This is a genomic window from Saccharopolyspora erythraea (assembly GCF_018141105.1).
GTDB lineage: Bacteria > Actinomycetota > Actinomycetes > Mycobacteriales > Pseudonocardiaceae > Saccharopolyspora_D > Saccharopolyspora_D erythraea_A.
Map to the genome: position 1 here is coordinate 7,812,185 of NZ_CP054839.1, position 12,923 is coordinate 7,825,107.

General features: G+C 72.4%; 14 protein-coding genes. 5 read left to right on the forward strand and 9 right to left on the reverse strand.

The genetic code is table 11. From position 1 onward, the window contains the following. Positions 1-16 precede the first annotated feature (16 nt). The 6 genes from HUO13_RS35085 to HUO13_RS35110 all read right to left on the reverse strand — a co-directional run bounded on the left by HUO13_RS35085 (position 17) and on the right by HUO13_RS35110 (position 5,358). Positions 17-448 (reverse strand): OsmC family peroxiredoxin, encoded by a 432-nt coding sequence (locus HUO13_RS35085; protein ID WP_211899134.1) that lies wholly within the window; start codon positions 446-448, stop codon positions 17-19. Positions 449-977: 529 nt separating this feature from the next. Beyond that, a complete protein-coding gene (locus HUO13_RS35090) occupies positions 978-1,838 on the reverse strand; it encodes a DUF4349 domain-containing protein (protein ID WP_211899135.1) in 861 nt (286 codons plus the stop codon). Between the two features lie 115 nt (positions 1,839-1,953). Then, a complete protein-coding gene (locus HUO13_RS35095) occupies positions 1,954-2,451 on the reverse strand; it encodes a YbjN domain-containing protein (protein ID WP_211899136.1) in 498 nt (165 codons plus the stop codon). After that, the gene (gene mshA, locus HUO13_RS35100) at positions 2,448-3,749 is read right to left on the reverse strand and encodes a D-inositol-3-phosphate glycosyltransferase (RefSeq protein ID WP_211899137.1); all 1,302 of its coding nucleotides are present in this window, start codon (positions 3,747-3,749) and stop codon (positions 2,448-2,450) included. Before mshA ends, HUO13_RS35095 begins: the two co-directional genes overlap by 4 nt. Then, positions 3,733-4,137 (reverse strand): hypothetical protein, encoded by a 405-nt coding sequence (locus HUO13_RS35105; RefSeq protein ID WP_211899138.1) that lies wholly within the window; start codon positions 4,135-4,137, stop codon positions 3,733-3,735. Before HUO13_RS35105 ends, mshA begins: the two co-directional genes overlap by 17 nt. Positions 4,138-4,182: 45 nt before the next feature. Continuing rightward, on the reverse strand, positions 4,183-5,358 hold the full coding sequence (locus HUO13_RS35110; RefSeq protein ID WP_211899139.1) for a L,D-transpeptidase: 1,176 nt from the start codon (positions 5,356-5,358) through the stop codon (positions 4,183-4,185). Between the two features lie 143 nt (positions 5,359-5,501). Here HUO13_RS35110 and HUO13_RS35115 point away from each other — a divergent pair, with 143 nt between their 5' ends. Then, positions 5,502-6,248, forward strand: a complete 747-nt coding sequence (locus HUO13_RS35115) for an SDR family NAD(P)-dependent oxidoreductase (protein WP_211899140.1) — start codon at positions 5,502-5,504, stop codon at positions 6,246-6,248. 231 nt (positions 6,249-6,479) lie between these two features. On the opposite strand, the gene HUO13_RS35120 is transcribed toward HUO13_RS35115, so the two are convergent. Together HUO13_RS35120 and HUO13_RS35125 are read right to left on the reverse strand one after the other, a co-directional pair. Next, complete coding sequence (locus HUO13_RS35120) at positions 6,480-7,487, reverse strand: hypothetical protein (RefSeq protein ID WP_211899141.1); 1,008 nt, start codon at positions 7,485-7,487, stop codon at positions 6,480-6,482. Between the two features lie 83 nt (positions 7,488-7,570). Further along, a complete protein-coding gene (locus HUO13_RS35125) occupies positions 7,571-8,671 on the reverse strand; it encodes a UDP-N-acetylmuramate dehydrogenase (protein ID WP_211899142.1) in 1,101 nt (366 codons plus the stop codon). A 37-nt stretch (positions 8,672-8,708) separates the two neighbouring features. On the opposite strand from HUO13_RS35125, the gene HUO13_RS35130 reads away from it, so the two are divergent. The 4 genes from HUO13_RS35130 (at position 8,709) to purU (ending at position 11,843) form a co-directional block, all read left to right on the forward strand. Then, positions 8,709-9,227: a DUF2505 domain-containing protein gene (locus tag HUO13_RS35130; RefSeq protein ID WP_211899143.1), complete on the forward strand. Its 519-nt coding sequence runs from the start codon at positions 8,709-8,711 to the stop codon at positions 9,225-9,227. Beyond that, the gene (locus HUO13_RS35135) at positions 9,227-10,075 is read left to right on the forward strand and encodes a class I SAM-dependent methyltransferase (RefSeq protein WP_211899144.1); all 849 of its coding nucleotides are present in this window, start codon (positions 9,227-9,229) and stop codon (positions 10,073-10,075) included. Before HUO13_RS35130 ends, HUO13_RS35135 begins: the two co-directional genes overlap by 1 nt. A 71-nt stretch (positions 10,076-10,146) precedes the next feature. Continuing rightward, on the forward strand, positions 10,147-10,881 hold the full coding sequence (locus tag HUO13_RS35140) for a maleylpyruvate isomerase family mycothiol-dependent enzyme (RefSeq protein WP_211899145.1): 735 nt from the start codon (positions 10,147-10,149) through the stop codon (positions 10,879-10,881). Between the two features lie 89 nt (positions 10,882-10,970). Beyond that, on the forward strand, positions 10,971-11,843 hold the full coding sequence (gene purU, locus HUO13_RS35145) for a formyltetrahydrofolate deformylase (protein WP_211899146.1): 873 nt from the start codon (positions 10,971-10,973) through the stop codon (positions 11,841-11,843). A 63-nt stretch (positions 11,844-11,906) separates the two neighbouring features. On the opposite strand, the gene HUO13_RS35150 is transcribed toward purU, so the two are convergent. Then, positions 11,907-12,866, reverse strand: a complete 960-nt coding sequence (locus HUO13_RS35150) for a helix-turn-helix transcriptional regulator (RefSeq protein ID WP_211899147.1) — start codon at positions 12,864-12,866, stop codon at positions 11,907-11,909. Between the last annotated feature and the right edge of the window lie 57 nt (positions 12,867-12,923).

The window sequence follows — 12,923 nt, forward strand, 5'->3', positions numbered from 1 at the left end:
CCGGTGGGCGCGGGCGTCACTCGAGCGCCGCGTCGAGGGTGATCGTGGTGCCGGCCAGCGCGGCCGAGACCGGGCAGATGTCCTTGGCCTTGCGCGCGGCCTCGTCGAAGGCCGCGGCATCGGAGCTGGGGACCCTGGCGCGTACGGTCAGGGCGATACCGGTGATCGCGAAGCCGTCCCCGCGGGGGCCGAACGACACCTCGGCGCTGGTGCTGATCGACTCCGGCGGCGTGCCCGCCGCGGTGAGCAGCCCGGAGAGCTGCATCGAGTAGCACGACGAGTGCGCGGCGGCGATGAGCTCCTCGGGGCTGGTCCTGCCCTCGGGCGCCTCGGCCCGGGACGCCCAGGTGACCGGGAAGGTCCCGGCCGCGGAGGAGTCCAGCGCGACGTTGCCGGAACCGGACTTGAGGTCTCCGGTCCACTGGGTGGTGGCGTTTCGCTCGGTCATCTTCACGCTCCTCGGCGGGTTCGCTCATCGGTGGACGCGCGGGCCCGCACGGACCCTCCGGCCACGGTCCCGCAGCGCGCGGCAGGCCGCAGCTTTGGTTGTGGCCGTCACGGGACGGTTATCCGATCACCGCACCTCCGTAACTCGAAAGTGGTGCAGCTCACTCACTTTCGCAAACCGACAGCCTCTCGATTCCGGTGCGTTACTTTCAGAGACCAACTTCACCCTAATGGAGTAAAGCGACGGCCTTGTGACCAGTGCGCGACTCTGCGAAGTTGTCATCGCTCTCATTGATCGGCTCCCACGCACTCCCCGATTCGATGAGAGCAAAGAGCGCGGTTCGCTTTCCCCCAATCTGGACCGCGCCCCGCCGGGCCGCGGGTGCCCCCCGCCCATCGGCCCGACAGGCGGGACCCCTACGCGGGGCGGTTCGAGCTCGCGACTCCCCCTCTCTCCCGAACCGCCCCGCGCGTCCCACCCCCGGACGCCATCTCCGCTCACCGAGGACCCCTCGGCCCGACGCCGCGCGTCAGAGTTCCGAGCGCCTCAAGAGCCGCCTGCGCCGCAGCAGCAGCCATCCCCCGCCCCCGGCGGCCGGGACCGCGAGCACCACCGCGAACGGCAGGACGGCGCCGAGCGCCGTGAGCGCGAACGCTCCGACGGCCGTGAGCGCGTTCCACCCGCCTGCCAGCCCGGACAGGAAACCCGTGTCGTCGTCATCGCCCGCGACCGACGGCGGCGCCGAGATCCGGACGTCGAGGGTGGCCAGATCGACCTGCCCGGACAGCGCGGCGTCGCGCCGCAGCAGGGCGTCGAGCTCGGACTCGCGGCTGCTCAGCTCGCTCTCGATCCGCACGATGTCGGCCACGCTGGTGGCCCGTTCCATGAGCGCGCGCAGGCGCTGCACGCTCGCGCGCTGGGACTCGATCCGGCTCCTGGTGTCGACGATCTGGTCGGTGACGTCCTCGGCGCGCTGGCTCCGCGTCGTGACCTCGCCCAGACCGGCGATCTCGTCGAGCAGCCGGTCGAGGCGTTCCGACGGCACCCTGAGCACCAGGTCGGTGCCACCGCGGTAGCTGTCCTCCTGGGCCAGGTGGCCTCCGGCGGCTTCGGCCAACCCGCGCACGCGGGCGGCCGCGCCCGTCACGTCGGCGGCTTCCAAGCCCAGATCGGCGGTCCGGACGACCTGCCGCTCCGGCACCGCCGGATTCTGCTGCTGTTCGGCGTGCAGCCCCTTCGAGTCGGACTCGGCCGCCCGGTCCGGAGCGATCGCCGGTTGCCCTGCCTGCGAAGACACGTCCTGTCCGGCCGAACACCCGGCCGCCAGCACCCCCACCAGCAACGCGACGGCCGGTCGCCGTAATCGCCACGTGCCCCTGCGTTCGCGCATTCCACTCTCCTCGGTCTGCGTCCGCGTCGCGGACAACCGGAGGACGAGCGGAGGTGATCACGGCGTTGCAGGGAGCCCCGCCGCCTGTGGGCGCTTCGCCGCGCGTCGCGGGCGCTCAGCCCGACATCGGCCGGTCGCGCTCGATCAGCTGCTGGAACGGGCGCAGGTTGGCCAGCGACTCGCCGCGGGAGGTGCGCCAGTCCCACTCCCGCCGGATCGCGGTGGCGAAGCCGATCTCCAGCAGCGTGTTGAAGTCGCCGTCGGCGGCCTCCAGCACTTGGCCGAGGATGCGGTCCAGCTCGTCGGCGGTCACCGCGTGCAGGCCGATGCGCCCGACGAGGTAGATGTCGCCGGAGGAGTCGATCGTGTAGTGCACCCCGTAGAGCCGGGCGTTGCGGCGCAGCAGGTAGCGGTAGACGTCCTCGTGGGCCTCGTCCGGCTGCCTGCACACGAACGCCTCGACCACCAGCGCGTGCTCGGCGACCAGCAGCCAGCAGTTCGTCTGCAGCTTCTTGGTGCCGGGCAGCGTGACGAAGAAGCGCCCGTCGTCGCGGTGCTGGTACTCCAGCCCGATCTCGTCCAGGGTTGAGCTGATGACCTCGTCGAGGCTCACGCGGTGACCTCCCGGATCCGCAGTCGTGCGTCGAATGTCGTCCTGGCCCGCGCGTAGGTGTCCAGCAGCGACTCGGTGGTGCTCTCCCAGGAGAACCCCGCCGCGTGGCCGACGGTCCCCGCCGCGAGCCGGGCACGGCGTCCCGGGCTCAGCACCACCGACGCCAGCGCGTCGGCCCAGCGCTGCGTCTCGTGCCCGTCCACCAGCAGACCCGAGACGCCGTCGGCGACGGCGACCGGCAGGCCGCCGACCGCCGCCGCGACCACCGGGGTACCGCACGCCTGCGCTTCCAATGCCACCAGGCCGAAGGACTCGCTGTAGCTGGGGACGGCGACGACGTCGCACGCCCGGTACACCGACGCCAGCGCGTCGCCGCGCTGCGGCGGCAGGAACCGGACGACGTCGGCGATGCCGAGCGACTGCGCCAGCTCGTGCAGGGCGCGCGGGCGCTCCAGACCGCTGCCCGACGGGCCGCCGACGACCAGCACCACCAGCCGCTCCCGCAGCCCGGGGTGCCTTCCGAGCAGCGCCGCGGTGGCCTTGAGGAGCACGTCGGGCGCCTTCAGCGGCTGGATGCGGCCCACGAAGCCGAGCACGACCGCATCCGCCGGTAATCCGAACTCCGCCCGCGCGGCCGACCGGTCGCCGGGGGTGAACCGCTCCAGGTCGACACCGGGCGGGATGGTCGCGACCGCGTCGGGGTCGGCGTCGTAGCGCTCGATCAGGTCGGCGGCCTCGAACTCGGTGTTGGCCACGAGCCGGTCGGCGCCGGCCACGACCTGCTCCTCGCCCATCACGCGCACCATCGGCTCCGGCGTGTCGCCTTCGGCGAGGGCGGCGTTCTTGACCTTGGCCAGCGTGTGCGCGGTGTGCACCAGCGGCACGCCCCAGCGCTGCCGGGCCAGCCAGCCGACCTGCCCGGACAGCCAGTAGTGCGAGTGCACGACGTCGTAGTAGCCGGGGTCGTGGCGCGCCTCGACCCGCAGCGCGCCTGCGGCGAAGGCGCAGATCTGCGACGGAAGGTCGTTCTTGTCCAGGCCCTCGAAGGGGCCCGCCAGCAGGCTGCGCACCGTCACGCCCGGCGCGAGCTGCGCGACCGGCGGGATGTCGGAGGAGGTGGCGCGGGTGAAGATCTCGACCTCGGTGCCCAGCTCGGCCAGCTTCGCCGAGGTCCTGGCGATGTAGACGTTCATCCCTCCCGCGTCGCCGGTGCCCGGCTGCTCGAGCGGCGAGGTGTGCAGCGAGAGCACCGCGGCCCGGCGCGGCCAGGTGCGCGAAAGATCAGTGGTGGCGGTCATCTGCTGTCCATCGAGGCCTTTCGCCGGCGGCCCGAGCCTTTCGAGCGCCCTCCACCCCGACATTTTCGACCGCGGAAACATTCCCGTAGCGTCCGGCCGAACCGGGGCCCGCGACGACGCTACCGCTCCGGCGGTGCCATAACCCCTGTTCCGGCGCCGCCGGGTGGCGCTGTTCACATTCGGCGGCTGGACGCGCGGTGTTCGGCTCCCGGTTACCGGACGGCGCCGCGCCGGCCACGGCCTCCAGGACCGCCGACAGCTCGGTGACCAGCGTGTTCCGCACACCGAAGCGGCCGGCCATCGCTCGCCCCACCCAGGTCGGCCCCTTGACCAGGGAGAACACCACCTTCGAACGCGAGACCCCGGGAACGACGAACGGCCTGCCCATCCGGAGGTTCCGGACGAACAGGCCGTTCGGCGGTCGTTCAGCGCGTCACAGCGCGGACTTCTGCTTCCACTGGTCCCAGCTCAGCAGCCAGTCGAACACGTCGTAGTGCGGCGGCATGCCCGCGTTGGAGCCGGTCACCACCACCGGGTCGCCGAGCAGCGCGCTGTCGAAGTAGGACTTCGCGTCGGCCTCGCTGAGGTTGACGCAGCCGTGCGAGTTGTTCACCTTGCCCAGCGCGGCCCGGTTCTCCTCGTTCTCGTGGATGAACTCGCCGTGGTTGGAGATCCGAAGGGCCCACTTCTTCTCCACGTCGGTGTAGCCGTAGCGCGGGTTGTTCATGATCTCGACGGGCTTCTTCTCCATCACGACGTAGGTGCCGTTCGGCGTGTTCAGGTTCGGGTCCGCCGACTTGCCGTAGCTCGCCGGGTAGCTGGCGACCTGCTTGCCGTCGCGCTCGACGACCATCATGTGGGTGTTGACGTCGGCCTTGACGATCTGCGCGCGGCCGATGGTGAACTCCGTACTCAGGTCGGCCACGCCGTGGCGGCCCTTGCCGTAGTTCACGCCGTAGAGCTTGGCCTCGACCGACACCTTGGTGTGCGCGGGCCAGAACTCCTTGGGCCGCCAGTCGACCTGGGTGTCCGACAACCACGCCCACGAGCCCTCGACCGGCACCGAGGTGCGCACCGACAGCGCCCGCTGCGCGGCGGCCTTGTCCTGCACCGGCTCGGCGAACTTGATGCTGATCGGCATCCCGATGCCGACCTCGGCGTGGTCGGTGGGGTTGATCGTGGCGCGCACGGTCTTGGCCGGCTTCAGCGTCGTGAACTCGCCCTCGACCGGCACCGTCCGGCCGTCGGAGCCGGTGGCCTTGCCCGACCAGGTGTAGGTCTTGCCGAAGCCCAGCGCCTCGGTCGCCTTCCAGCTCCGGCCGTCCTGGGCCAGCTCGCCCGCGACCTGCTTGCCGTCGGAGTTGGTCAGGGTGACCTCGTCGAGCCTGCCGCCCTCGACACCCGCCTTGATCGGCGCGGCCGGGTTGACGTCGACCGCACCGGCACCCGGCTCGATCGAGACCTTGGCGACCGGAGCCGCCTGCGCCGCGTTCCCGCTGCCGCCGGGCGCGCTCGATCCGCATCCCGACACCAGCAGCAACGCCGCCAGCATGCCCGCCACCGCGGTCCACAGCGCCCGCGACCGCGAGCGCCCAACCCTGCTCAGCACCTTGACCTTCTTTCCAATCGATCTCTGACCCTGTGTGTAAGACGTATGACGCCCCGAAAAGATGTCTGGACACCACAGTGTCTCGTGTCACATCGATCGGGTGAGCGCGCGCCCCCTCCGCGGGGTTGGGGGAAGATCGGGGCGTGAGCACGACACCTGACACCCGTTGGGCCGTGGTGACCGGTGCCAGTTCGGGCATCGGCGCGGCCACCGCCCGCAAGCTCGCCGCCGAGGGTTTCCGCGTGGTGCTGGGAGCCCGCCGGGTCGAGCGGATCAACGAACTGGCCTCCGAGATCGACGGCGTCGCCGTCGCGCTGGACATCACCGACCCGGCCTCGGTCGAGGCCTTCGTCGAGCAGGTCGGGACCTGCCACGTGCTGGTCAACAACGCCGGTGGCGCCAAGGGCCTGGCCAAGGTCGCCGACGCCGACGAGGACGACTGGCGCTGGATGTGGGAGACCAACGTGCTGGGCACCCTGCGCGTCACCAAGGCGCTGCTGCCCAAGCTGGTGGCCTCCGGCGACGGGCACGTGGTGACCGTGACCTCGATCGCCGCCACCGAGATCTACGACAACGGCTCCGGCTACACCGCCGCCAAGCACGCGCAGGGCGCGCTGCACCGCACGCTGCGCGGCGAGCACCTCGGCGAGCCGGTGCGGTTCACCGAGATCGCGCCGGGGATGGTGGAGACGGAGTTCTCCGAGGTCCGCTTCGGCGGCGACGCCGAGCGCGCGGCGGCGGTCTACCAGGGCCTCACCCCGCTCACGGCCGACGACGTGGCCGACGTCATCGCGTTCGCGGTGACCCGTCCCTCGCACGTGAACCTCGACTTCATCGAGATGAAGCCGCGCGCCCAGGCTTCCGCCACCCGCGCGCACCGGCAGTCGTAACGGCGTGAGGCGGCCTTGGCGCGCCGCGGGAGGCAGCGCGCGAGGTCGACCGCGGACGGTCTGACACGCGACGGCGCGACGCCGCGCAGCGGCGTTGAGGCGCGCAGAGCGCGACGGCGGGTGGCCTGGGCGGTGGGCTAGCTAGCGGCGGAGCAGCCCCGGACGGACCAGCACCGCCACTTTCCCTCCGGCCTGTGGCCGGACACCCTTCGGGTCATCTGACGCTGCGCGTCAGACCTCCAGCTTCTCGCTCTCGGTGTAGAGCTCGACGTCGAGTTCGGCGAGGACGTCGGCGATGGGGCTCGCGAAGCCGATCTCGCCGTCGCCGCTGCCCGCGATGTGCAGGCCGACGACGTAGCCGGTGGAGTCGATCAGCGCCGCCCCGGCGTCGCCCGCGCCGGCGAAGCGGGCCGCCGTGGTGGTGATGCGCATCTGCTCGCGCAGGATGCGGACGCCGAGCGCGTCGCCGTGGTCCACGCGCAGCGTGGTGTCGATGGAGGTGACGATCCCCGAGGTCAGGCCGGTCGCGTAACCGCTCTTGCGCACCACCTCGCCCGGGTAGGCCCCGCGCTGCCCGCCGACCGGGCCGATGCCGTCGATCGCCCCGCAGTGGTGGACGCCTGCCCCGAGGGTGACCGCCGCCGCGTCCACCCGGCCGGACAGCGCCGCCCGCGCCAGGTCGGCGTAGACCTCGTCGAGGTCGGGGTCGATCATCCGGTCGCCGACCGACCACGCGTCGTCCAGGCACGCCACGTCGAAGGTGGTCAGGCCCATCGTCACCGAAGCAGGGCCGTTGCCGGTGACCAGCAGGCCCAGCGTGCCGATCCGCCGGTACTCGCCGGTGGCGGGCACGAAGGGGGGTGCGAGCTGCACCGAGCGGTGCGGCGCGATGCCGCCACCCGCCCGGACGCCGCCGATCCGGTCGGTGCGCCGCTGCATGGGCGGCGCGGGCTGGTCGACACCCGCGTGCAGGTGGTGCAGCACCGGCGTCTCCTCGATGACGTCGGTGGGGATGCCGAGGATGTCGGCCGGCACCTGGAGCTCTGACGCCAGCTGGTCGGCGGGCAGCTTGTTCGCCACCGACACCACGATGACCTGCTGACCGGTGCTTCGCCCGGACGTGCGCTTCTCGCCGATGTCGACGGCGGTGACGCCCGGAAGATCCAGCAACTGGTCTTCCACCGCACGCTTGATCGGCCGGATGACCGCGCGGTCACGAAGTTCCCTGATGCTCAGCATGGTGGCCCCTCCACCTACCATTAACACACAGGGTGATTAATTAGTCACGAAGAGTCACTCTTACGGCCGGTGCGCCACGCCTGCTACAGGGCACAGTCCACCAGAACGGGTTCCGGCGCCAAGGACACGCCGAACTGCGCCAGCACCCCGTCCCGGACTTCACGCGCAAGGCTGAGCAGGTCGGCCGTGGTGGCCTCGCCGCGGTTGGTCAGCGCCAGGGTGTGCTTGGTCGAGAGCCGGGCCCGCCCGCCGGGACCCGGGTGGCCCTTGCCGAAGCCGGCGCGCTCGATCAGCCACGCCGCCGACAGCTTGGTCCGCCCGTCCGACGCCGGGTACTGCGGAACGCGCTGGTCGGGGCCGACCTTCGCGACGATCCGCGACAGCACCGCGGGCAGGTCGGCGGCTTCCACGATCGGGTTGGTGAAGAAGGAGCCCGCGCTCCAGGTGTCGTGGTCGGCGGGGTCGAGCACCATGCCCTTGCCGCGGCGCAGCGCCAGCACCGCTTCCCTCGCCTCGGCGACGGCGACGCTCGCACCCGGCTCCACGTCCAGCGTGCGCGCGAGTTCGGCGTAGCGCACGGGTGCCGAGCGCCCGCCGTCGCGCAGCAGGAAACGCACCCGCAGCACCACGGCCCGGTCGCTGTGCTTGAGCACGCTGCCCCGGTAGACCAGGCCGAGGTCCTCGGCGCGCACGGTCCGCACGTTGCCGGTGCGCCGGTCGAGCAGGTCGACCGAGAGCAGCAGCTCGGACACCTCGACGCCGTAGGCCCCGACGTTCTGCACGGGGGTCGCGCCGGTGAGCCCGGGGATGCCGGACAGGCACTCCAGGCCGCCGAGGCCCTGCCGCACGGTCTCGGCCACCACCGCGTCCCAGTCCTCGCCCGCCTCGGCCGTGAGCTGCACCAGCCCGTCGCCGACGCTGTCGAAGCGCAGGCCCTTGGTGGCGATCCTCACCACGTGGCCGTCGAAGCCGTCGTCGGCCACGACGAGGTTCGAGCCGCCGCCGAGCACCAGCAACCTGCTGCCCGCCGCGTCGGCCTCGCGCACGGCGTCGGCGAGGGTCTCGGCGTCCTCGGCCACCACGAAACCGGCCGCGGGGCCGCCGAGCCGGAGCGTGGTGTGCGCGGCGAGCGCGGAGCCGCCGCTCGGGGAGGCGCCGTCGCGGGTTCCTTCGGCACCGGACATGGAGGGCATCACGGTTGCCAAAGGTAACCTCCGCTGCATGGCACGCCGCATCGAGCACCGGAGCACCTCCGAATGGCCCGCATCTCGGGTGTATGAGGCGCTGGTCGACGTCGACTACCTCAAGCACCGGCTCAACGAGATCGGTGGCACCAAGACCGAGTTGGTCGAACACGTCGTCACCGGTGACGACGTGCGGTTCCAGATCCGCCAGGGGGTGCGTGCGGAGTCGCTGCCGCCGATCGCGCGGACCGTGGTGGGCGGCGACCTCATGATCGACCGCAGCGAGTCGTGGCGGTGTGCCGAGGAGGGCCACTACACCGGGGAGATCGCCGCCGAGATCGCCGGTGCGCCGTGCTCGATCACCGGCTCGATGTGGCTGCGCGACCTCGCCGAACCGGCCGATGACGCGGTCAGCGAGTTCGTGGTGGACGGCTCCGTCCGGGTCAACGTGCCGTTCGTCGGCGGCAAGCTGGAGGAGTTCGTCTGCGACCAGATCCAGCAGCTGCTGGCCTCCGAGGAGCGCTTCACCAGCGATTGGCTCGCCCGGCACAGCTGATGTCGACGCCTCGGAAGAAGGCGCCGCGACTGGCCGCCGGGAGGGCGCGCGCGCTGGGGGTGCCGACGCGGGGCACGACCAACCCGAACCGGCTGCGCCGCATCGACCGCTGGATGGCGGGCACACCGTGGGTCGCGCGCACGCTGCGCGAGGCCGCCGACCCGCTGGTGGTCGACCTCGGTTTCGGCTCGTCCCCGGTGACGACCGTCGAGCTGGCTTCGCGGCTGCGGCCGCTGCGCGCCGACACCCGCGTGTTCGGCCTGGAGATCGACCCCGAGCGGGTGGCGGCGGGCAAGCTGGTCGCCGACCCGCCCGCGCTGGAGTTCCGCCGCGGCGGGTTCGAGCTGGCCGGGCTGGCCGCCGGAGTCGCGGGCTCGGACGGCCCGGCTCTGGTCCGCGCGCTGAACGTGCTGCGCCAGTACACCGAGCAGGAGGCGTGGAAGGCGTGGGACGAACTGCGCTCGCGGCTGGCGCCGGGCGGGCTGCTGGTCGAGGGCACGTGCGACGAGATCGGCCGCCGCTGCTGCTGGGTGACGCTGGACCGCAGCGGACCGCTGACGTTCACGCTGGCGTGCCTGCCGTCGGACCTCGAACGGCCGTCGGACCTGGCCGAACGGCTGCCCAAGACGCTGATCCACCGCAACGTGCCCGGTGAGCGCGTGCACGCCCTGCTCTCCGAGCTGGACGTGTGCTGGGCGAAGGCCGCACCGCACGCGCCGTTCGGCCCCCGCGCCAGGTGGGCGGAGGCGGTCGCCATGCTGGCCGGGATCGGCTGGCCGGTGCTGGACCGGCGCCGCCGCTGGCGCCTCGGCGAGCTGACCGTCCCGTGGTCGGCCGTCGCCCCCTGACCTCCGCGCGCGGGAGTCCGTTCCCGTCGACGGCTCCGGAACTCCGGGTGCGGGCCCTAGAATCCGCAACCATGAGCGCCTCCTTCCGCGACGCACTCGAAGAGCAGGCATCCGCGTTCCGCACCGCGGCCGTCGACGCCGGGCCGGACGCGCCCGTGCCGACCTGCCCCGGCTGGGACGTCACCCGGCTGGTGCGTCACCTCGCCCGCGTCTACGCGATGGTCAACCTGGCTCTGGAACTCGGCCCGTCGGACGAGCGGCCGGCGCCGCAAAGCGTTCCCGAGGACTTCGACGCGGCCTTCGACTTCTGGAACCAGCAGCTCGTCGAGTTCACCACCGCGCTGTCCACAGCGGACCCGGACCGTCCGGTGTGGTCCTTCTTTCCCGGCGGCACATCGTCGTCGTGGACCCGGCGGATGGCGCACGAGACCGCGATCCACCGGCTCGACGCCGAACACGCCTGCGGCGAGCACGTGCGCGAGCTGCTGTTCGACCCCGAGTTCGCCGCCGACGGAATCGACGAGATGCTGTCGCTGCTGCTGCCGCTCGCCGACTGGTCCACAAGGGAGCACAGCGGGCGCGTCCTCTACCACGCCGCCGACGCGGGCCGGGCGTGGCTGGTCACCTACCGGCCGGGCGCGGCGCCCGAGATCGGCTCGCCGCACGACTCCGCGCTCGACGCGACCGAGGTGGACGCCACCGTCGCGGGCACCGCCGACGCCGTCTACCGCAAGGTGTGGGGCCGCCCGAGCAACGCGTCGGTGAGCGGCGACGCCGTGCTGGCGCACGTCGCGGCGGGCCGCTGAGCCCGGCCGCGCCCCTTCCGGACGAGAGTCACCGCGCGTGACCGGGCGCCTCCCACGGCACCACGTCCGGCCTGCGAGAATGACCAACCGTGACCACGCCTGAACGCCGTTTCGTCCTCAGCCTCGGCTGCCCCGACCGCACCGGGATCGTCGCCCGCATCGCGGGTTTCCTCGCCGACTGGGGCGGTTGGATCGTCGAGGCCGGTTACCACACCGATCCGGACACCGGCTGGTTCTTCACCAGGCAGGAGGTGCGCGCCGACTCCGTCCCGTTCGGCCTGGAGGAGCTGCGCACCCGCTTCGCGGCGGTGGCGGCCGAACTCGGCGACCGCACCGAATGGCGGGTGTCGGACACCGCCGAGCGCCGCCGCGTGGTCATCCTGGTCTCCCGGGAAGGCCATTGCCTGCACGACCTGCTGGGCCGCGTCGGTTCCGGCGAGCTGGACGTCGACCTGCGCGCGGTGATCGGCAACCACGCGGACCTCGGCCCGATCACCGAGGCGCACGGCATCCCGTTCCACCACGTGCCCTTCCCGAAGGACCCCGAGGCCAAGGCGGACGCTTTCGCGCAGGTGCGGGAGCTGGTCGACACCCACGAGCCGGACGCGGTGGTGCTGGCCCGGTTCATGCAGGTCCTGCCCGCGGAGCTGTGCGAGGCGTGGGCCGGCCGGGCGCTGAACATCCACCACAGCTTCCTGCCGTCGTTCGCGGGCGCCCGCCCGTACCACCAGGCATACGAGCGCGGGGTGAAGCTGATCGGCGCGACCTGCCACTACGTGACGGCCGAACTGGACGCGGGCCCGATCGTCGAGCAGGACGTGATCCGCGTCGACCACACCGACTCCGTGGCCGACATGGTCCGAAAAGGACGCGACATCGAGAAGCTGGTGCTGGCCCGCGGTTTGCGCTCCCACCTCGAGGACCGCGTGCTGATGCACGGCAAGCGCACGGTCGTCTTCTGACCGGGCGCCCGGCCCTCCAGGCGAGGTGTCGAGCGAGGACTGACCGGTGCGCGGCTGCGTCCGTCAGCCGGTCCCGGCCATCGACGCGAGGCGGCGGGCCAGGCGGGCGGCGGCCTCCCGCAGCTCCGGAGGCTCCAGGATCTCCGCTTCGAAGCCCAGCCGGGCCACGTGCACGGCGATCCAGTCCAGGTCCTCACCGCCGGCGACGAGCACGCACCACCCGTCGCGGTCGTCCTCGACGCGCCCCACCTGGGGCGGTACCAGCTCCCGCACCTGCTCGGGCCGGGCGCGCAGCCGCACCCGGGCGATGTACCGGTACGGCGCCTCGGCCACGGACCGCTGCACGTAGGCGACCGGGTCCGGATGCTCAGCGGGCCGGAAGCGCCAGGTGGTCGCCTCCACCTCGCGCATCCGGTCCAGCCGGAAGGTGCGCCAGTCGTCGCGGTCGACGTCGCGGGCCATCAGGTACCAGCGCCTGCCGGTGGTGACCATCCGCACAGGCTCGGTCGTGCGTTCGCGCTCCGCGCCGTCGCGGCCGGTGTACCGGAACCGCACCCGCACGGCGTCGCGGCAGGCCCGCGCGAGCGTGACCAGCAGCTCCGCGTCGATCTCGACCCCGGGGCCGACGAGGGTCTCGGTGGCGCCGTGCACCGCCCGCACCTCGGCGCGCAGCCGGGGCGGCATCACCTGGTCGAGCTTCGCGAGCGCCCGCAGCGCCGCCTCGCCGGCACCCGCGACCGTTCCACCCGCCGCCAGCCGCAGGGAGACCGCCGTCGCGGTCGCCTCCTCGTCGTCGAGGAGCAACGGCGGCAGCCGGGTGCCCGCGCCAAGCTGGTAGCCGCCGCCGACGCCCGCCGTCGCGTGCACCGGGTAGCCGAGCGCACGCAGCCGCTCGACGTCGCGGCGCACCGATCGGTCGGTGACGTCCAGCTCGGCGGCGAGTTCGGCGGCGGTCCAGGACGGCCGCCGTTGCAGCAGCGCCAGCAACCGCAGCACCCGCTCGGTCGTCGCCTCCACGGTCACGCGGTCATCGTCGCACAGATCGCGGAACGATCCTGTCCGCTGTTCGCGAGAGGCTGA